The 19722-nt window shown below is 38.0% G+C and carries 15 protein-coding genes; 13 read left to right on the top strand and 2 right to left on the bottom strand.

All coding sequences use genetic code 11. From position 1 onward, the window contains the following. Nucleotides 1-217: 217 nt before the first annotated feature. The 11 genes from NIES1031_RS19575 (at nt 218) to NIES1031_RS19625 (ending at nt 12291) form a co-directional block, all read left to right on the top strand. A complete protein-coding gene (locus NIES1031_RS19575; RefSeq protein ID WP_143167828.1) occupies nt 218-1144 on the top strand; it encodes a glycosyltransferase in 927 nt (308 codons plus the stop codon). 33 nt (nt 1145-1177) lie between these two features. Continuing rightward, on the top strand, nt 1178-2305 hold the full coding sequence (locus tag NIES1031_RS19580; protein ID WP_073551153.1) for a glycosyltransferase: 1128 nt from the start codon (nt 1178-1180) through the stop codon (nt 2303-2305). Next, nucleotides 2289-3386, top strand: a complete 1098-nt coding sequence (locus NIES1031_RS19585; protein ID WP_084544407.1) for a glycosyltransferase family 4 protein — start codon at nt 2289-2291, stop codon at nt 3384-3386. Before NIES1031_RS19580 ends, NIES1031_RS19585 begins: the two co-directional genes overlap by 17 nt. Continuing rightward, the gene (locus NIES1031_RS19590; RefSeq protein ID WP_084544408.1) at nt 3367-4455 is read left to right on the top strand and encodes an NAD-dependent epimerase/dehydratase family protein; all 1089 of its coding nucleotides are present in this window, start codon (nt 3367-3369) and stop codon (nt 4453-4455) included. Before NIES1031_RS19585 ends, NIES1031_RS19590 begins: the two co-directional genes overlap by 20 nt. Before the next feature lie 21 nt (nt 4456-4476). Then, on the top strand, nt 4477-5712 hold the full coding sequence (locus NIES1031_RS19595; RefSeq protein ID WP_073551156.1) for a glycosyltransferase family 4 protein: 1236 nt from the start codon (nt 4477-4479) through the stop codon (nt 5710-5712). Between the two features lie 14 nt (nt 5713-5726). Further along, nucleotides 5727-7043 carry a hypothetical protein gene (locus tag NIES1031_RS19600; protein WP_073551157.1) on the top strand — a complete coding sequence of 439 codons (1317 nt, stop codon included), beginning with the start codon at nt 5727-5729 and terminating at the stop codon, nt 7041-7043. Then, entirely contained in the window at nt 7040-8167 is a 1128-nt protein-coding gene (locus NIES1031_RS19605) for a glycosyltransferase family 4 protein (RefSeq protein ID WP_073551158.1), read from the top strand. Before NIES1031_RS19600 ends, NIES1031_RS19605 begins: the two co-directional genes overlap by 4 nt. Further along, on the top strand, nt 8164-8829 hold the full coding sequence (locus NIES1031_RS19610) for an acyltransferase (protein ID WP_073551159.1): 666 nt from the start codon (nt 8164-8166) through the stop codon (nt 8827-8829). The genes NIES1031_RS19605 and NIES1031_RS19610 overlap by 4 nt, the downstream gene beginning before the upstream one ends. A gap of 16 nt (nt 8830-8845) precedes the next feature. Further along, nucleotides 8846-10003: a glycosyltransferase gene (locus tag NIES1031_RS19615; RefSeq protein ID WP_073551160.1), complete on the top strand. Its 1158-nt coding sequence runs from the start codon at nt 8846-8848 to the stop codon at nt 10001-10003. 77 nt (nt 10004-10080) lie between these two features. Next, nucleotides 10081-10659 carry a putative colanic acid biosynthesis acetyltransferase gene (locus tag NIES1031_RS19620; RefSeq protein ID WP_073551161.1) on the top strand — a complete coding sequence of 193 codons (579 nt, stop codon included), beginning with the start codon at nt 10081-10083 and terminating at the stop codon, nt 10657-10659. Nucleotides 10660-10998: 339 nt separating this feature from the next. Then, nucleotides 10999-12291, top strand: coding sequence for a glycosyltransferase WbuB (locus NIES1031_RS19625; RefSeq protein ID WP_084544413.1), 1293 nt, complete (start codon nt 10999-11001; stop codon nt 12289-12291). 2 nt (nt 12292-12293) lie between these two features. Here NIES1031_RS19625 and NIES1031_RS19630 read toward each other — a convergent pair whose 3' ends face one another. Both NIES1031_RS19630 and NIES1031_RS19635 read right to left on the bottom strand, forming a co-directional pair. Next, nucleotides 12294-13250 carry a phytanoyl-CoA dioxygenase family protein gene (locus NIES1031_RS19630; protein ID WP_073551163.1) on the bottom strand — a complete coding sequence of 319 codons (957 nt, stop codon included), beginning with the start codon at nt 13248-13250 and terminating at the stop codon, nt 12294-12296. 311 nt (nt 13251-13561) lie between these two features. After that, nucleotides 13562-14977: a helix-turn-helix domain-containing protein gene (locus NIES1031_RS19635; RefSeq protein ID WP_073551164.1), complete on the bottom strand. Its 1416-nt coding sequence runs from the start codon at nt 14975-14977 to the stop codon at nt 13562-13564. Between the two features lie 2303 nt (nt 14978-17280). Between NIES1031_RS19635 and NIES1031_RS19640 the strand changes: the two genes are divergently transcribed. Both NIES1031_RS19640 and NIES1031_RS19645 read left to right on the top strand, forming a co-directional pair. Then, complete coding sequence (locus tag NIES1031_RS19640; protein WP_218596880.1) at nt 17281-18624, top strand: Mur ligase family protein; 1344 nt, start codon at nt 17281-17283, stop codon at nt 18622-18624. Nucleotides 18625-18670: 46 nt separating this feature from the next. Beyond that, nucleotides 18671-19474 (top strand): type 1 glutamine amidotransferase, encoded by an 804-nt coding sequence (locus NIES1031_RS19645; RefSeq protein WP_073551165.1) that lies wholly within the window; start codon nt 18671-18673, stop codon nt 19472-19474. Nucleotides 19475-19722: the final 248 nt, after the last annotated feature.

The following is a 19722-nucleotide window of genomic DNA, read 5'->3' on the forward strand; positions in this document are numbered from 1 at the left end:
AATAGTTAAGCTTAAGTTCATGCAGAAGTTACTTATAGTATCAACTCCTCTACCTCCACATCCGTGCGGGCAGGGAAATTACACAGCGATGATCCGTCGGCACTGGCCGGATGAAAAAACAAAAGTTATCCATTTGGTTACAAGCGGAGCCATTGAATCAAGAAAGCATTTGGGTATAGATGATATTTATGATTTTCACAATAATTATGCTTCTTTTATGGCTCTGCTAGAGCGTTTTCCTGATGCAAATATTCTCTTACAGTATGCAGGCAGAGGATATCACAAATACGGCTGTCCTTATTGGTTGCCCTTAGCACTTAAGCAGTGGCGCAAAAAGCATCCTTCACAGTCGCTTTTAGTTATGTTCCACGAATTATGGGCTTCTTTACCTATATGGAAAAAGCATTTTTTAACTGAAACTTTAAATAGCAAAATCACCAAGGAGTTGATTAGCTTAGCAGATGCGGTTGGTTGCCTGACACTGCATCAAGCTGAGCGGCTTAGAGCGCTTGTTCCTAGTGCCAAAATTTCTTGGATTCCTGTTGGTACAAATATTATACCAACTGAATTTGTAGATGCTAGTTTTACTCAGCGATCGCCAAAAGAGTTTTTAATATTTGGGCTACAGTATACGCGGCTATTGACATTACAAGAATTATCAGATTCACTGAAAAAATTATATAGCAGAGGATTACTTGAGCAACTGCATTTAATTGGTCCATTAGAAACGCGATGGGACTCAGAAGAAAAACAGCTTTTAGCAGAAATACTTCCTACGCACGCCGTTAAATTTCACGGCGTCATTCCTCCAGAAAAAGTCTCTCAATTCCTGCATCGTGTTGGCTTTAGTATTATTGGTCAGCCGCCAGAAAATCTAACAAAATCAAGTACTTTCATGGCTTTTGCAAGTCATGCGTGCAATGTGATATCGCCCTATGCTGCTACCACTGCGGTAGAACCAGTTTGTTATTTAACCCACCCGCAAGAGTTGTTACAAAACAAATTTAGTGATGTTGAAAACGATTTAGCTGCGCGGGGACATAATTTATGGAACTGGTACAAAATTAACGCCGATTGGCAAACCAATACGAACAAAATAGCAAAAATGTTGCATAATGAGGATTTTTTAGCGATCGCTAGCTGATTTCAAGATGTTTATATACTCGTAGTGAATTTAATGACATCAGTTATTTCTCATAACTCTAGCCAGCATTCATCGCCAATTACAATTGTATTACCTCAGTTACCGCCTACAATTTGTGGTGTAGGTGATTACACTTTTAATCTTGTTACAGCTTGGTCAAATATTTCAGAATTTAATTATTTAGTTGTTAGAGGTTTAGACGAATCAAAAGCTCAATATCCCCAACTCGCTGTCCATCAGCTTGAATGCAATAAAGAATTATTTGTATCTCAACTCAAAAAGCTAGCACCTCAACAGCTTCTAATTCAATATAGCGGTTATGGGTTTCATTCTTTAGGATGTCCAGTATGGTTATCAAAAGCATTAACTCAATGGCGAAAAGATAATGATGGAAAACTTGTCATTATCTTTCATGAACTTTGGCATAAATCTCCCTGGTGGAATAAACATTTTCTGCTACAAGAAGGATTACATCGTTGGAGTATCAAGCGCTTAGCAAGCATTGCTGACAGTATTTTTACGACGACTTCAGACTATGTAGAATGGTTGAAAAGTTTTTCTCCTCAAGCCGCAGTTAAGTTGCTACCTGTTGGCTCCAACATTGTACCTAATCAGCAGCGATCGCATTGCGCTACGCAACCTGGTGTTTTTGTGTTGTTCGGGATGCAAGGAAACCGTATTAATACGCTTCAGCAAGTGCAAAGCGAAATCAAAAAACTATACAATTCTGGGCGCTTGAAGAAACTATTATTAATTGGGGGAGGTAACAGCGAAGAGTTGGAAATAGTAGAGAAAGAACTCTTAGAAAAAACTCTTCCTCACAATACTTACTCTTGTATAGGAATTGCTTCTAACCAAACAATTTCAACAATTTTATCACAAGCTGAATTTGGAATTTCTACTCAAAGCCCGCAGAGTTTTACAAAGTCTGGCACGTTCATGGCATATGCTGCACATGGTCTGAATATCCTTTCGCCATATGCCTCAAAACAAAGCCAAAAACCTTTCTGCTGGTTAACACATCCCAGCGAATTTGAGCAGCATTCAGATTTTTTAAATAACTCTTTAAAAGAGCGATCGCGTAACTTACAGCTTTGGTACAACGACACCTGCAATTGGTCTGTAATTGCCCAAGAAATTAAAGATGCATTTACTTCATAAAAATCAAGCGGAAACTGTAGATTCCCAGAATAGAAAAAAGATAAAAGTTTTGATAGTGAGTCCATGCCAAGGTATTTATGGAGGCATGGAAGCTTTTGTTCTTACTCTAGCTCAATCTCTTAGTCAAAATCTCGCTTTAGAAGTAAGACTTTGCTTTAAGCGCGTTAAAGGATTTGCACTACAGGATAATCTGCAAGTTATGTGCCAAAAAAGCCAAGTACCTTTCTCCTTTGTAGACAAGGGAAGTATAGCTTTAATTCAACAAATAGCTTGGGCAGATATTGTACACGGACAGAATACATCTCCAGATGTCATTTTATTGGCGCGACTTTTGGGTAAACGTGTAGTATTAACAATTCATAACTATTGGTGTAAACGAGGTTGGGGTATTTATTCTGCAATTTGGAAAGTTGTAGCCAATTTTGCCCATCTGCGGCTATATAACTCTAACTTTGTTTGGCAAACTTGGGAGCCACACGTCAAGTCACATAAAAGTAGTAGAGTCCCTACTGTTTCTCAGCTTCCCGAAGGGAGATTAGCAATTAACCAACGTAACGGATTTGTCTTTCTAGCGCGTTGGATTCAAAACAAAGGTATTGAAGTATTAGTCAAAGCATATGCTCAAGCCAACCTAGATCGACGGAAGTGGTCTTTAAAACTAATGGGAGATGGGCCACTACGCGCTGATATAGAAAATTACATAAAACAGCAGAAAATTGATGGAATAGAAATTTTAGGATTTGTCAATGATGAAAAAAAAGCAGAAGTCATTCGTTCTTCTCGCTGGATAGTTATACCACCCCATACAAAAGAAGATTTTGGATTGACAGCACTTGAAGCAAGAAATGTTGGTGTTCCTTGTATTATCACTCGTGACGGTGGTTTACCAGAAGCCGCAGGACGCTATTCCTTAAGTTGTGAACCTAATAATGTTGAGCAGCTAGCGCACCTCCTTGAAGTCGCAGCAAATATGTCAGAGGAGGAATATAAAACATTAGCAAACGCTTCGTATCAAGAATTAAAAATGTATCTAAAACCAATTTCATTTTATGTAGAAAAATATGAATCTCTTCTTGCCTAAGATGAATTGCTTCAATACTTATTCTCTATTTATCAAAACTATGAAGGAAATGAATACTTTCTCAACAAACAAACAGTCAGTTTTAATTACCGGAGCAGCAGGATTTTTAGGAACGTATTTAGCTCAAGTATGTGTTGATGCTGGTTATCAAATATATGGAATAGATCATAAGTTACCGAAGAACCTTGAACTTTGGACTAATTTTGTTCAAAGCTCTACTTCTCAAGTCGATTTTAAGGCTTTTCTACACAATGTTGAACTAGCTGTATGTTTCCATTTAGCAGGTTCAGCCTTAGTTGCTTACTCGATTCAAGAACCTTTTCAAGACTTTAATAAACTTCTACCTGGAACTGCAAAGCTACTTGAATACATTGTACGTAATCAGCCGCAGTGTCATTTTATTTTGTTTTCAAGTGCAGCAGTCTACGGGAATCCCAAGGTTTTGCCAATTTCAGAAACTGAGTTACCGGCTCCCATTTCACCGTATGGAGTTCATAAACAACTTGCTGAAAGCCTTCTCCAAAGCTATTCTGCGATTTATGGAATTACGTGTTCCATTTTAAGAATCTTCTCAGCTTACGGAGTTGGTCTTAGAAAACAGCTATTTTGGGATATTTTATCTAAGTACTACGAACAAGCACCACAGGAGCAGCAAAGTATTACTCTGTTTGGCACCGGTAACGAATCTCGTGATTTTATTCATGGGTTTGATATTGCTAGAGCAGCAATTTTAGTCAATCAAAATCCCCAACCCAAACAAGTTCAAATTATCAATATTGCTAACGGACAAGAAGTTACTATCAAAGATGCGGCATTTAATTTGTTCAAATCGTTTCCTGAAGAAGTAAAAATTCATTTTAATAATCAAGTTCGTCCAGGAGATCCATCTCGATGGGTCGCAGATATTTCTAAATTAACAGCAATGAATTACAAACCAACTATTAAATTAAGCAACGGATTAGGAGAATATGCACTTTGGTACAGAAATCAAAGATATCAAGAATTTGTGTCTGTTCCGCAAAAGCTTGTTCAGCATGCTGCACCTGTAGAACTTTCTTCTCGAAAATAAATTAAGGACACTACTAACTTCATGCTATTACTGTCTCACCCTACTGGAAATGCAAATGTTCGCGGTGCTATTTCCGCTTTAGAACAAGCAGAAAAGCTATCTTTGTATCAAACTACAGTAGCAGTACATCAGTCAGACTGGTATTTTAAATTACTACCAACTGCTGTTAAGCAAGAACTTCTTAGGCGCACTTATCCGCTTCCGAGATGTAAGATTAATCAACATCCATTTCGGGAATTAGCTAGATTAGTATCGCTGAAAATAGGCTTGCAGTTCCTCATTACTCATGAAACAGGATGGGCATCGATTGACTCGGTTTATGGTAGTTTAGATAGAATTTTAGCAAAGCAACTTACAACTTACTATAAGAAATATCAAATTGCTGGTGTTTACTGTTATGAGGACGCAGCAATTTATACTTTTAAAGCGGCTAAAAAGCTAGGGTTAACTTGTTTTTACGATCTACCAATTGGCTATTGGAAAATGGGACAGATCATTCAGCAAGAAGAAGCTGAATTAAACCCAGAGTGGTCGTCTACCCTACAAGCTAACTTTGATAGTGCTGATAAATTAGCACGCAAAGATATAGAATTACAGATGTCAGATGTTGTCTTAGTTGCTAGTAGTTTTACTCGTCAGACATTACAGTTAGCGCCAGATTTCAAAGCACCTGTAGTTTGCATTCCTTATGGAGCGCCTTGTAGCTATACTGAAGTTGTAAATCGCCATAAACTTAATGAAAATAAATTAAAAGTTTTATTCGTTGGAAGTTTGAGTCAGCGTAAAGGTATTTCTTATCTTTTAGATGCAGTTGAACAGTTAGGCGATCGCGCTGAGTTAACTTTAATTGGTAGATTCAATCAGTTGTGTTCTCCTTTAGAACAAGCCTTAGTAACGCATCGTTGGATTGCGTCACTTCCGCATCAGCAAGTTTTACAAGAAATGAGTCATCATGATGTCTTTGTCTTTCCGTCACTCTTTGAAGGGTTTGGGTTAGTCATTCTCGAAGCAATGGCGCAGGGTTTACCTGTCATTACCACACCGCACACCGCTGGTCCCGATATCATTACTGATGGTGAAGATGGCTTTATTGTCCCAATTCGCTCAGCAGAAGCGATCGCGCAAAAACTTAACCTTTTAGCATCCAACCGCAAACGACTTCTAGAAATGAGCCAAGCCGCTTTACAAAAAGCATCACAATATACTTGGAAACGCTATGGAGAATGTTTAGTTAAAACTATTCAAAACTATGTATAAACTATCAACATACTATGCTTTATAATTCTCCTGCTTTAGCTTCTAAAGTGAATACCAATATAAAATATATTAAATATTTCATCTGGCTATACTTAGTATTATTAATATTTGAAGGTGCTTTAAGAAAATGGATCGCACCACAACTATCTGCACCTTTATTAGTTATTAGAGATCCTCTCATTATTGGAATTTTTCTTCTAGCTTATAAAAATAATTTATTTCCTAAAGACATATTCACTCGCTCAATTATTTTATTAGGGTTTGTTTCTTTTTTAGGAGGTTTATTTACTGTAATTACTGCGGACAGTAGCTTAACAGTCACTTTGTTTGGACTGCGGACTAACTTTTTACATTTACCCTTAATCTTCCTGATCCCCAAAGTCTTTAATATTGAAGATGTCAAAAAGATAGGTTGGTGGCTTCTTGTTTTGGCTATTCCTATGACTATTTTGATGGTTATACAGTTCAATTCCCCATCCGATGCTTTTATTAATACGGTTGCAGGTGGAGAGGGTAAACAAATCGATTCTGCAATGGGAAAGATTCGCCCACCAGGGACGTTTTCCTTTATTACAGGTGCTGTTCAGTATTTCGCTTTAGTGACTTCCTTTGTTTTGTATGGACTTATCCAGAGTAAAACATATCCTACCTGGCTATTAACTGCTACAGGATTAAGTTTAGTTGTCGCTGTTGTGAGTTCAGGAAGTCGTAGCGCGATCGCTTCGATCGCAACAGTAATCATATCGCTATTCGTTGCTATGTTAAGTAGACCGCAATTAGCTATTAAGTCTTATCGATTGCTTGTTGTTATTATCATCGTCAGCGTCGGCTTAAGATTTGTGCCTTCTTTTAACGAAGCAGTTGAGATTCTGGATACGAGAATTGACAGCGCCAACACAGCTGAAGCAAGAAGTGGAGGTCCTTTAGGAAGATTTTTGGCAAGCTTTTCAGAACCTTTTCAGAACTTAGACGCAGTTCCTTTTTTGGGTCATGGACTCGGTATGGGGACAAATGCCGGATCGGCTTTGATCATAGGAAAAGCTGAATTTTTACTTGCGGAAGGAGAATGGGCAAGAATCATTCTTGAAAGTGGTTTCTTGTTAGGCTTACTATTTATTGTGTGGAGAATTGCCCTAATGTGCTGGATGGGTAAGGTTTGCGTAGAATGCGCTGCTAAGGGAAATATTTTACCTTTACTACTTTTTGGTTCTTCTGCCTTATTGATACTAAATGGGCAATTTGGTCAGCCTACAACTTTGGGATTTACAGTTTTTGGCAGTGGTATTTGTTTGGCAGCTTGCCGTACTAACATACCAAAATATGCGAAATGAAGATTTTACTACTTGGCAATTATTTACCAGATCGACAAGAAAGTATGCTGCGATTTGCGCAGATCCTGCAAACGGGTTTGACTCAGCGAGGTCATGAAGTTCGTTTAGTTCAACCACAACCTATTTTTGGTAAATTAAAACTATCAAGTTTCGGATTAGTAAAATGGCTTGGTTATATAGATAAATTTTTACTATTTCCTCAACAACTGTGTCAAGCGATCGCATGGGCGGATGTTGTCCATATCTGCGACCACTCTAATGCTATGTACGCCAAATATTTGGAGAACGTACCGCATCTAGTAACGTGTCACGATTTACTTGCCGTACGCGGCGCATTAGGTGACGATACCGATTGTCCAGCATCAATGACAGGAAAAGTTTTACAAAATTGGATTCTTAAAAGTTTGCAAAAAAGCCAAATGGTTGTTTGTGTTTCTTCATCGACAAAACACGATCTTGAAAAGCTGATCGAGAATTCCTTGTTTACTAAAAAAATTCGTTTAGTATTGAACGGACTAAATTATAGCTACAAGCAAATTTATCGAGACGAAGTTGATTCTAGACTAGCAAATATAATTGAATTAGATTTATCCAAGCCTTTTATTCTTAATGTTGGTTCAAGCCTTAAGCGGAAAAATCGCGATGGAATTATGAGAATTTTCTCTAAAATTAAGGAACAATGGGATGGGCAATTAATTTTTGCTGGCGAAGCTTTGACCACTGAGCAAATTCAACTTGCTGAGCAACTCAATATTAAAGAGCAAATTATCCAAATTATCAAACCTGATAACAATTTACTAGAGGCACTTTATAATCGGGCATTTGTATTTCTATTTCCTTCAAAATGCGAAGGTTTTGGCTGGCCTGTGATTGAGGCGCAGGCTTGTGGTTGCCCTGTTATTTGTAGCGATCGCACTTCTCTTCCCGAAGTCGTGGGCGACTCAGCTTTAATGAGATCTATAGAAGATGAATCTGGATTTGCAGAAGATATTTTACGTTTAGTAGATCCCGTAGAACGTCATCTTTGGATTCAAAAAGGTTTGAATAATATCAAACGTTTTACTTTAGATGAAATGATTGATCAATATAACCAACTTTACATTGAGTTAGTTAAATATAAATGAAACAGCTTTTCATGTTGCTGAGCTTATTTCTACCATGGTTGATTCGGCGTTGGCTATTAGAAATAGCTTTCGGCTATCAAATTCATCCAACGAGTAGAATTGGCTTTGCTTGGGTTTTTCCTCAATACTTAATTATGGAAGCTCATTCGAGTATTGGACACTTTACCGTGTGCAAAAGTGTAGATTCTGTGCATCTCAAGCAATCTGCTGCCATAGGTAAAGGTAATTGGATTACAGGCTTTCCGCTAAATTCTAAAATTCATTTTATACATGAAATAGACCGCAAGCCGCAACTGGTTCTAGGCGAACATTCCGCAATTACTAATCGCCATTTAATTGATTGTACAAATTCAGTTATTATTGGCAATTTTTCAACTTTTGCTGGCTTCCAATCACAGATTTTATCTCATAGTATTGACCTTGAATCATGCCGACAATCATCTGCGCCTATTAGCATTGGTAATTATTGCTTTATTGGCACAAACTGCGTACTATTAGGAAATAGTTCGTTACCTGACTATTCCGTGCTTGGAGCCAAATCTTTACTCAACAAAAAATACACAGATTCTTATTACTTATACGCTGGAGTGCCAGCAAAACCTATTAAGCAGTTATCCAAGCAACTATTATATTTTTCTCGTCCGGTTGGTTTTGTTAATTAGTACTAAGAACTAGAATATGCGAATTCTTTGGACGATCGCATCGGTTGATCCTGCTAGTGGGGGACCGATTGAAGCAGTAAAGCAAATGAGTGAATTACTAAACAGCCGAGGCTGCATAAGTGAAGTCGCGTGTCTTGATTCGCCAAATGCACCGTGGTTGAAAACATTTCCGTTGAAAGTTCATGCATTAGGACCTGGAATCACAGGTTATGGGTACTCAGCCAATTTTGTACCTTGGTTAAAACACAACGCGCGTAATTATGACTGTGCGATCGCTAACGGAATTTGGCAATATTCTAGTTTTGGAACGTGGTTGGCTTTACGCAATACCAACACGCCTTATTTTGTCTTTACTCACGGAATGCTCGATCCTTGGTTCAAACGCACTTATCCCCTCAAACATTTAAAAAAATGGCTTTATTGGCCCTGGGCAGACTATCAAGTATTGCGCGACGCACGCGCCGTTTTTTTTACTTGCGAAGAAGAACGCCTGTTAGCCCGTCAATCGTTTTGGTTATACAAATGCCATGAAGTTGTTGTCAACTTTGGTACAGCAGCACCTCAAGGAAACCCAACGCTACAACGGCAACAATTTCTCCTTCAGTTTCCTCAACTATCGCATAAACGCCTATTCTTATTTCTCAGTAGAATTCATATCAAAAAAGGTTGCGATCTTCTCATTCAAGCATTTGCCAAAGTCGCAAGCCTTGATGATTCGCTACATCTTGTCATAGCAGGTCCCGATCAAACTGGTTGGCAAGCCGAACTACAACAGCAAGCAGAAAAATTAGGTATAAGTCAGAAAATTACTTGGACAGGAATGTTGTCAGGTAATGTAAAGTGGGGTGCATTTCACGCGGCGGAAGTTCTTGTACTACCTTCGCATCAAGAAAACTTTGGTATTGTCGTAGCTGAAGCTATGGCGTGTGGAACCCCAGTTTTAATTTCTAATAAAGTGAATATTTGGCGGGAAATTTTAGCAGCTAAAGCAGGGTTAGTGGCTAGCGACGATTTAAATGGCACTACACAAGTATTACACACATGGTTAACGATGTCGCCTCAAGAACAACAGCGTATGCGACAAAATGCTAAATACTGTTTTACACAAACATTTGAGATTCACCAAGCAGCCGAAAGTTTATTAAATGCCATTAATACAAACAGCATGAGGTAGATTAATCTTTTAAATTAAACGTGCTAATTCAACGAAAAATTGAATAAGTCAATGAAGCTTTATCGAACTTTAAGTTTATGGATTATCAGATACAAAATCTCAAAGAATTTAGATTACCACACAATTTTCGGGGCAAACCAGGATGGTATGTACAACTTTGGTGGTTAGTCCAGTCTACTTTATTTGGTTTATCGCCACAGTTTATGTATGCTTGGCGACGATGGCTACTCAAAGCTTTTGGTGCAACTGTTGGGCAAAAAGTGTTAATTCGACCTACCGCGAGAATTACTTATCCTTGGAAAGTTCAGATTGGCGATTATAGTTGGATTGGTGACGATGTAGTTTTGTATAGTTTGGGTGACATAGCGATCGGCAATAATGTTGTCATTTCTCAACGTTCGTATCTTTGTGCTGCGAGTCATGATTACAATTCTTCGTCTTTTGATATCTTTGCTAAGCCAGTACGCATTGAGGATGAAGTTTGGCTAGCGACAAATGTGTTTGTGGCACCTGGAGTTACCATCGGGAAAGGCGCAGTAGTAGGCGCGTGTAGTAGCGTTTTTCGCTCGCTTCCTTCAATGATGATTTGTACTGGATGTCCTGCCCAGCCTTTACGTAGAAGGGAAAAGCAAACTGTGGTTTTGACAAGTAACTAAAACTTAAGCAAGCCTTGCAATAGACATAGGGAACGCGGATGATTTACATCTGATTTTCCTATGATTTAATAATGAGATTACCTACTTGTAGAAATAGCTAAAGCGAAATAAGCTTTTTTAGAATCCTCAAAATAGTTCTTTTGTCTAATTGCTTAGCGATCGCTGTTACCTCAATCTGGCTTGCTTTTTGAGCAAAATTTAATACGAAACCCCGCAGGGTCATCAAATACTCCGCAAAACAAAGCTTTTACTTCTTCATTAACAGAACCAGCACTTAAGCAGATAGTTACTGCTCAAAGATGATTTATGCAAATTTTCACAAATCGAGCTAAACGCAATATGCGCATACTTGTATATGGACTTAACTATACTCCTGAACTAACTGGCATTGGTAAATATACAGGCGAGATGACCGAGTGGCTAGCGGCGCAAGGACACGAAGTGCGAGTCGTCACAGCCTTACCCTATTACCCAGCGTGGCGAGTAGACGCGGGTTTCTCCCCTTGGCGTTACTGTACTGAATTTTTAAAAGGTGTTAAAGTCTGGCGCTGTCCGTTATGGGTTCCACACAAACCAAGCGGATTGAAACGCATTTTACATCTAGCTTCATTTGCGATCGCCAGCTTTCCTGTCGTGTTATGGCAAGGGTTAAACTGGCAACCGGATGTTGTGTTTGTCGTTGAACCAGCATTTTTCTGTGTTGTGGGGGCTTTGGTAACAAGTCGCGTAAGTGGTGCTAAAGCGTGGCTACATATTCAAGATTTTGAAATTGATGCAGGATTTGATTTAGGACTTTTGCCGTCTTCAGGAATTGTTCGTTCTTTAATATCGACAATCGAACGTTGGCTGACAAATCGCTTTGATCGTGTCTCAACAATTTCAGAAAAAATGTTAGAACGACTCAAGCTCAAAGGAGTACTAATATATAAATGTGTCTATTTCCCTAACTGGGTAGATACCAAAACAATTTATCCCTTGCAACATACGAGCGCCTTGCGTACAGAATTGGGGATTGCACCAGATACTTTTGTTGCGTTGTATTCCGGTAGTATGGGAGAAAAGCAAGGACTTGAGGTAATACTTGCTGCTGCACAAATGCTCGCCATTGATTATCCCAATATACTCTTTGTTCTATGTGGCGAAGGCTCTGCGAGAAAGCACCTGCAAAAGTTGGCAAAAAAAATGCTGAATGTGCGCTTTCTCAATTTGCAACCCGTACACCGATTGAATGATTTATTAAATCTTGCAAATGTTCACTTACTTCCGCAGTTACCCACCGCAGCCGATTTAGTTATGCCTTCTAAACTACAAGGTATGTGTGCTTCAGGAAGACCTGCGATTGCCACTGTACACCCAGATACTCAAATTGCCCAAGTTCTACAAAGTTGTGGAATAACCGTTATTCCAGGAGATATTATAGCTTTAACCAAAGCACTTGTGATTTTAGCAAATCATCCAGAGCAATGCATTGAATTAGGTAAAGCTGCACGTCAATTTACCCTCAACAACTGGCAACAAGAGAAGGTTTTACAGCAACTCGAACAAAAATTTTATCAGCTATGCTTTACACCAAACGTATCAAATAAGCGGATAGATACTGCACTAGAGCAGCCCTTAGAATCAGATTCATGATTTTAGTTGTGTTTGATTTTCCACATCATTCTTTTAGCAGCAATAATCACTCTATAAGATACAAGTGCAATAACCATTTTTTTGGGAATTGCTTTAAATAAAGTAAGCAACAACTGCTTTTGCAACGCCACAAGCTCCCTATTTGATATCGTAGATACAGAACTATAAGGATAAGTTGGATAATTTCGCGGGCGACCAAATCCTAAATACTCTACGACTGCGGGGCTAAGATTCTCTAAATATTCTGTATTAATCAAATTTGGTTCCCCATGTCCTACATTCTCCACATCATCACCAACTTCATCAACTTGAAATAGCAATGTCTTTCTCACATAATTCTTATTGTCAAGAGGTTCTGCTCGATGAATAACATGGGTATTACAAATAATTAAACTTCCTTGCGGCATTTGTAAAGTAACAATATCTTTCTCGAATTTCTTGATAAAACTCTCGCTTAAATAAATCTCGTGGTTATAGTTGTCCGCCCAATGATGTGACTTTCTAACAATCTGAAAAGCATTTTTTGTGACATCTGAAAGATAAAAAAGAAAAAGCAATCCTGGCATATTGTGTTTTTCAGAAAGTTGATAACCAACTTGCCGATTATTATCAGTGTGCCACGGCATATAATGCGAGGCTTTAGTTTGATAAATCCGATGGTTTACTAATAAGAATTTATGCAAAAAGTATTTGTTGCAGATATCTAAAACTTTACTGGATGTAATAACATTATATACTTTCTTAGATTTAGCCAGACAATGCGTCAAGAATTGTTGCGAACCGCTGAAAACGACTCCTACATCATTTGTATTAACTAAAACTTTTTCAAAATCTACTTCTTGTAGAATAGATTCTACATATTCTTTGGTAAGAGCTTCCTCAAATACGAAGTAACCATTCTCTCTAATTGCTTTTATAATCTTTTCATTCTCAACAGCTAAAAATTTTCTTGTATACATACTCGCTGAAAGTTCTATGGAATAGTTAATAAAGCTATAAAATTAAATAATTTTTATAAATACTAGCTCTAATCTCAAAAAATACCTATACGGTAATTACTGATAATTACCAGAGCAATCAATACACAGTCAAGAAAATGAGTTGTTGGCAAGTTGGATTAAAGTAAGCAAAGATAAATGTGAACTAACAAAAAACCTGATCTGGTTATCTAACCAAAAACGACTTTAATATAACAAAATATAGGCTGGAAAGTTTCCCAACCTACTTTTCTCCCTCATGCAGGTGAAACAAAAGACAGCTTTACAGCGCTCTAACCTTGCTTTTTACTAAGTGTAGGCACCTGACTTAATTCTGATGATGGACTTGTAAATTTAAGAATACTAAATTCACTTTTGTAGTGCGTTACTTCTTTGATGTACTCTAAGATCATGTAATGCTGAGTAAAGCAAAACGAATCATTTTTGATGAGCGATCGCTGTTGTAACGATTGCAAAGCTTCTAACACGTTTCTGATAGATAATCCAGGCAAGTCATTTTCATTGATGTGTAGCAATTGTGGATCTTGATTTGTTAACCACAGCATCACTTGCTTCTCGCGATTCGATAAACGATTGAATTGTTGCTCTAACAGATCCCAAATTTCTCCAAAGACAATTCGATCTTGCGATAAGAACTTGGATACATTTTTTTTGTATAAAGATTGAATTGATGTAGCAGCAATCTTTAAAGCCAGTGGATTACCCGAATAACGCTCAACCAACTCTTGTGCTTCTTTGTTAGTAAAAACTAAACCTTTCGCCGCCAAAATCTCACAGGCAGTTTCTGGTGATAAACCGGTTAATTGTAGCGATCGCACAGGTAAATTATCACCAGCTTTGACATTTAAACTAATAGGTAACTCTCTTGTTGTTAGTAACAAGCAGCTTTGATGTCGTTCATCCGCAACTTGCCGCAACAATTGTCCATAACCTTCATAATTATCGCGGTAACGTCCAGCTTTTCCGCCACTTTGTAAAACTGACTCGTAGTTATCTAAAACTAATAAACAGCGATGCTGCCTTAAATACTTCATCAAACAGGCGAGTAAGCCATCAATTGTTTGCGGTAGTTCTATTTTTGGCTGCTGCCCTAAGAATACAATGATCTCTGCTAACAGTTCTTTAATCGGCTGAGCATTACGCACATTATACCAAATGACATACTCAAACTCATGTTGTATGTGTTCGGCACAAACTGCGGCTAAAGACGTTTTGCCAATTCCTGGCATTCCACTCAGCGATACAACGCGACAGCGATCGCTGACAATCCATTCTTCTAAATTAGCTAGTTCAATTGTACGACCAAAGAACTTAGAAACATCAATTATCTCTTTCCACTCTTGCTTATAGTTTACTGTGCTTTGTTGCAGAGTCAGTAAACTATAAGCACTTGCAGGAGACGCTTGGTGTTTCTCTGTCGGATACGATGCAGCTAATTGATATTGATTAATAATTCGCTGAAAATTTGTTTTTGTGATTCTTTGACCGAAAGCTTTTGAAAGAGATTGCCACAGCTTATGGCCAACGTCTCGAATATAACCTAATTGATAGCCAGAGCTTCTTGCAATCTCTTGGTAAGATCTCCCTTCCCAACATTGCCGAAATACAATTTCTTGAACTTTACTTAAACCACCTTGGTGAGTTACTTTTTCCACTATTTCTAGTGCTTCTTCTATTGATATTTTCATTTTGTTCAGATTTATTTTATAAGTTGTCAGGTCTTTTTATTAAAAATTTTCAAGATTCACCAAATATAAATAATTTTAATCTTTTTATTTTCCAGCCCTGGTTGCACGTATCTAAATTAAAAACTGCCAAATCAAATATAGTTTGTTGGTATTTTTGATTCCAGTAGCTTTATTCATCAACTCAATTGGCTCTACTAGCTTTTTGACAATCACATTTCTTAACTAACTGAGTATTGCCAACCTTAGCTGATTTACAAATCTTATTGATTGAATAGATAATTTACAGCCTGTAATCCGTTGTCAAGTTAGTATAAAAGCCACTATTTTCAACTCCCCCTATTATATAAGTCTTTTCTATATCTCTTATAAAAGAAACTTGCTTCATAGCTACAATTGTGTAGTATCTATGCTACTTTTGATTATTCGCTATGTGTTCAAAAAAATAAGTTTATTTAATTACATTGTGCTTTTTAACTACATTTTTAGTATGTTTTATACTTTGTCTTTACCACATATGAAGGTATGTTGTCAAACATCCTACCTCAAAGATTACATAACAATATTTAAAGAGCGCTGTATTACAAAGTACTAAAACTACGATGGCTGTGATAGTCCCAAATATGCTTTTTTTAGCAAGTACTGTGTTATCTATGTATATTAAAGTACTACTTAACTCATTTGGACGAAACTTTATCTCAAGAATATCGTAGCTAAGCTATGCACTAATAGTGATAGAAAGCAGCTTTTTTATACCTCTTCAAAGACGCCCCTATGATTGAGTAGTCGATATGCTATAAAGTTTTATTCAGTCTATGTATCCTTGAGCAGTTATTGCTAAAACAATTAATCTATTAAGTAAAAATATTTGACAATTTTTAATATATATCGAACCCATATGATAGCATAAAATAGTTATTGACCATTAGTTAAGCGTAGCACAGCAACTCAATTAAATAATACTCTTATTATTTGACCTCGTGCAGTGGAGCTTAAATTATTATTCGTGTAATAGTTAATGATCATCAACCTAAGTCAGCTATCTCTAAAGAATATACTATATTTAAGATAATATTGCTTGTAAGCATAACCTTCTTTATAAGTCATGAGTGTTATTTAAACTCAAATAAATTGATAGTTTGATTTAACTACAATCATCAATAAAGCCCGTGCCATCTAGACTGAGAGCCATCGTATTTTATCCCAGCTTAATAATTTATTTGTAATGATTATCAAAATCAAAACTACTTAACTAAATAAGCAGCTAATTTGAATCGTCTTAAAGTATCTAAAAAATTATATTTACAGATGTAGTGATACTAAAATAGCACTAATATTAACAGTTGTTATATTGTGATAAGAATTCGCTTCACAAAATATCCTCTAAATAAGATTGAAACAATAATTTTAGGTTAAGGATATGGCTTTCTTTTTATCAAAATTGCAGTATCCACTTTTTTATAAAAATCTTTACAAAAACTGAAAAATTCACGTCGTTATTGCATCATTGCATCTAATATATTTCATCTTTTTATTTTAATTTAGCTGTAAAAAGTTTAATTATTTAAATAAATAAAGCTTAATGTATTATTTTTAAATGATTTGAATGAACCCATGATTGAGTAAGCTTGTCAACTAAATTCAATATTGAAACTAAATTGAGTTCTATTTGGAAGAGGTAAAACATATATGCAAATTAGTTATTCATTGTTTTGAAATTTGAATGTAGTCTTCGGTAATTGTAACACTTAGTGTTCTTTTTATTTTTATGTATAAAGGTGACAAATACAAAAATGGCGCTCAAGAATACGAACTCTATATGACTTTTGTATGACCTTTATGTGATTTTGAATTGAAAGCAAAATACCAACTAAGCTAAATTTCAGCATCAACAAAGATACGCGATGAGTAAGCCCTTAGCCATATTGAGAATAAAATCAATTAAGCAATTCTTATCATATTGGTAATCTACGCCAAGGTTTTATGTGTTTGAGGTACGATTACGCAGTCGTTAACCCGTTATAACACCAACTAAATGAACCCTTGAGTAGTTCAATAACCGAACGTTTGAGCAGAAAGACACGCCTTTAACTATTACACTAAGGTGCAACGTCTTAGCGCTACCAATTTTCGATAACACTTCAGTGCAACCTGATAAAGTTTGGTTAATGATCGCTGCTTGCACGCATCTATTGCTAGAGTTTGTTGATTTCTCTGTTGCCCAGTTTCATATAGTGCAAAAATATAAGCGCAAGTGAAGATCGGCTGTAGTTGCTTCTATGCATGTAGTGGGTGAAATGGCAAAAATTCAGATCAAGGATAGACTACAACTAGCTTTAGCAGTCTTAACCGCAAAAACAGTCACATTCGGAGTGCGATCGCTTAAACTTGGTGCAGCAAGTGTCCTACCGGGCGAAATTGCCCGTCGCTTACAACCGCAGCTACTACAACTACTCAGTCGCCAAGTTAAGCAGGGAGTGATTCTCATCGCCGGAACTAATGGCAAAACGACAACATCGCTACTGTTGCGCACGATGCTAGAACGTCAAGGGAAGCGCGTTGCGCACAATGCAACTGGTGCAAATTTGGAAAATGGGTTAATGAGTGCCTTACTTGCAAATACCAACTTGGTAGGTACACTCGATGTCGATTACGCGATTTTAGAAGTTGATGAAAACGTTGTTCCTAAAGTTTTAGCAGCAATTCAGCCAAAGTTAATTTTGTGCTTAAACTTGTTTCGCGACCAACTTGATCGCTACGGTGAAGTAGACACGATTAGTCAGCGCTGGGGTAAAGCGATCGCCGTACTCCCACCAGATACGATTATTATTCCAAATGCCGATGACCCAACACTTTCTTACATGGGTCAACAACTACCACAAAAAGTCCTTTTCTTTGGTTTAAGCGAACCCGAACAGTATCTTGAAGAGATTCCCCACGCTGTAGACTCGATTTACTGTCCCAACTGCGGACATTCACTTGATTATGAAGGTGTCTACCTATCACATTTAGGAGACTTTCACTGTCCTAATTGTGGCTTTCACAAAGCACCAGTGGCAATTAATAGCCAAGAATACCCTCAGATCTTAATTGGATTATATAACAAGTACAACACTTTAGCAGCAGTTTTAGCCGCGCAACAACTGGGAGTTGATGAAACTACAATCCGTGATACAATCAGCAATTTTCAAGCAGCCTTTGGACGCGCTGAAGAGTTAAACGTCAACGGTAAACACGTACGTATTCTATTATCCAAAAATCCTGTAGGAATGAACGAAACGATTCGCGCAGTAAACCAAGTACGGCAAAAAACGCATTCTTCGCAACTTGCACCAGTGTTGTTTGTATTAAACGATCGCATTCCCGATGGGACAGATGTCTCGTGGATTTGGGATGTCGATACCGAAAAACTCGTCGCCCAAGGCGGAACATTCGTTGTCAGCGGTGATCGCGTCTATGATATGGCGCTGCGATTGCGCTACTCGCACTCAGAGGATAACGACTTGCAACTCATCGTTAAGGAAGATTTACGCGAAGCGATCGCCACGGCATTAGAACATACCCCACAAAATCAAACCTTACACATTCTCCCTACCTACTCAGCAATGCTTGAAGTTCGCGAAGTCCTCACAGGGCGTAAGATTCTCTAAATATACTATTTCACCAATTACTATCCCACAACTTAGCCTTAATTTTATGAACCAAGAACAAATCGAACTGACAATCGGCTGGTTGTATCCCACGTTGATGAGCACTTACGGTGATCGCGGAAACGTGATTTGTCTGCAAAAACGCTGTGAGTGGCGCGGGTACACTGTGAAGATCTTACCCCTCGATCAAAATGCGACAGATGCAGACTTTCACAACGTTGATATGATTGTTGGTGGTGGTGCGCAAGACCGACAACAAGAAATTGTCATGCGCGACTTACGCGGTACGAAAGCCGCAGCACTCCGCGAAAGAATTGATAATGGAACTCCTGGCGTATTTACCTGCGGTGCGCCGCAATTACTCGGACACTACTACGAACCTGCATTAGGACAGCGCATTGAAGGCTTAGGCCTGTTAGATTTTGTGTCTGTGCATCCAGGTGCAAACGCCCGCCGTTGTATTGGTAATCTTGTCGTTGAAGTCACTGCTAAACTTTTAGCACAAGAACTCGCAGTGTTTTGCGGTTCTCCTACTTACCTGATTGGCTTTGAAAATCACGGGGGACGCACCAAGCTAGGACAAGTCGAACCCCTAGGGCGTGTCGTCCAAGGTTTAGGTAATAACGGCGAAGACGGAACAGAAGGTGCATTTTACCAAAATGCGATCGCCACTTATTCGCACGGTCCATTATTACCCAAAAACCCCTTTGTCGCCGACTGGTTGATTCAAACTGCATTGCGGCAAAAATATCAAGTTCCGATCACGCTTACACCCCTCGAAGATCCTCTTGCTATACAAGCAAGACAAGCGATGTTCCAACGCTTACGTGTTAATGTTCCTACTGGATAAAGAGAGGACGCTTCGCAGATTTACGGTTTAGAGGTCGGCAAAGTTCTTACTCGGTCAAGGTATGACAAAAATGAAAATCTCAGCAACGAAAGATTGCCTTCCTTGGGAAACGAAAAATAACCTAAGTTAGAGCCTAAAAGCGTTTTTAGTGCTTCCCAGACTTACGAATGAGTTAAACTCAACACTCAAAACTTAAAACTCTCAAGATGACAATGTACAAAGTGTCACCTTCACTCATCTTTCTCATA

This window comes from Chroogloeocystis siderophila 5.2 s.c.1 (assembly GCF_001904655.1).
Classification (GTDB): domain Bacteria; phylum Cyanobacteriota; class Cyanobacteriia; order Cyanobacteriales; family Chroococcidiopsidaceae; genus Chroogloeocystis; species Chroogloeocystis siderophila.

What these genes read in the sequence shown, in the direction of transcription:
- NIES1031_RS19575 (WP_143167828.1), top strand. Translation starts at nt 218, where the DNA reads ATGGCTCTGCTAGAGCGTTTTCCTGATGCAAATATTCTCTTACAGTAT.
- NIES1031_RS19580 (WP_073551153.1), top strand. Translation starts at nt 1,178, where the DNA reads ATGACATCAGTTATTTCTCATAACTCTAGCCAGCATTCATCGCCAATT.
- NIES1031_RS19585 (WP_084544407.1), top strand. Translation starts at nt 2,289, where the DNA reads ATGCATTTACTTCATAAAAATCAAGCGGAAACTGTAGATTCCCAGAAT.
- NIES1031_RS19590 (WP_084544408.1), top strand. Translation starts at nt 3,367, where the DNA reads ATGAATCTCTTCTTGCCTAAGATGAATTGCTTCAATACTTATTCTCTA.
- NIES1031_RS19595 (WP_073551156.1), top strand. Translation starts at nt 4,477, where the DNA reads ATGCTATTACTGTCTCACCCTACTGGAAATGCAAATGTTCGCGGTGCT.
- NIES1031_RS19600 (WP_073551157.1), top strand. Translation starts at nt 5,727, where the DNA reads ATGCTTTATAATTCTCCTGCTTTAGCTTCTAAAGTGAATACCAATATA.
- NIES1031_RS19605 (WP_073551158.1), top strand. Translation starts at nt 7,040, where the DNA reads ATGAAGATTTTACTACTTGGCAATTATTTACCAGATCGACAAGAAAGT.
- NIES1031_RS19610 (WP_073551159.1), top strand. Translation starts at nt 8,164, where the DNA reads ATGAAACAGCTTTTCATGTTGCTGAGCTTATTTCTACCATGGTTGATT.
- NIES1031_RS19615 (WP_073551160.1), top strand. Translation starts at nt 8,846, where the DNA reads ATGCGAATTCTTTGGACGATCGCATCGGTTGATCCTGCTAGTGGGGGA.
- NIES1031_RS19620 (WP_073551161.1), top strand. Translation starts at nt 10,081, where the DNA reads ATGGATTATCAGATACAAAATCTCAAAGAATTTAGATTACCACACAAT.
- NIES1031_RS19625 (WP_084544413.1), top strand. Translation starts at nt 10,999, where the DNA reads ATGCGCATACTTGTATATGGACTTAACTATACTCCTGAACTAACTGGC.
- NIES1031_RS19630 (WP_073551163.1), bottom strand. Translation starts at nt 13,250, where the DNA reads ATGTATACAAGAAAATTTTTAGCTGTTGAGAATGAAAAGATTATAAAA.
- NIES1031_RS19635 (WP_073551164.1), bottom strand. Translation starts at nt 14,977, where the DNA reads ATGAAAATATCAATAGAAGAAGCACTAGAAATAGTGGAAAAAGTAACT.
- NIES1031_RS19645 (WP_073551165.1), top strand. Translation starts at nt 18,671, where the DNA reads ATGAACCAAGAACAAATCGAACTGACAATCGGCTGGTTGTATCCCACG.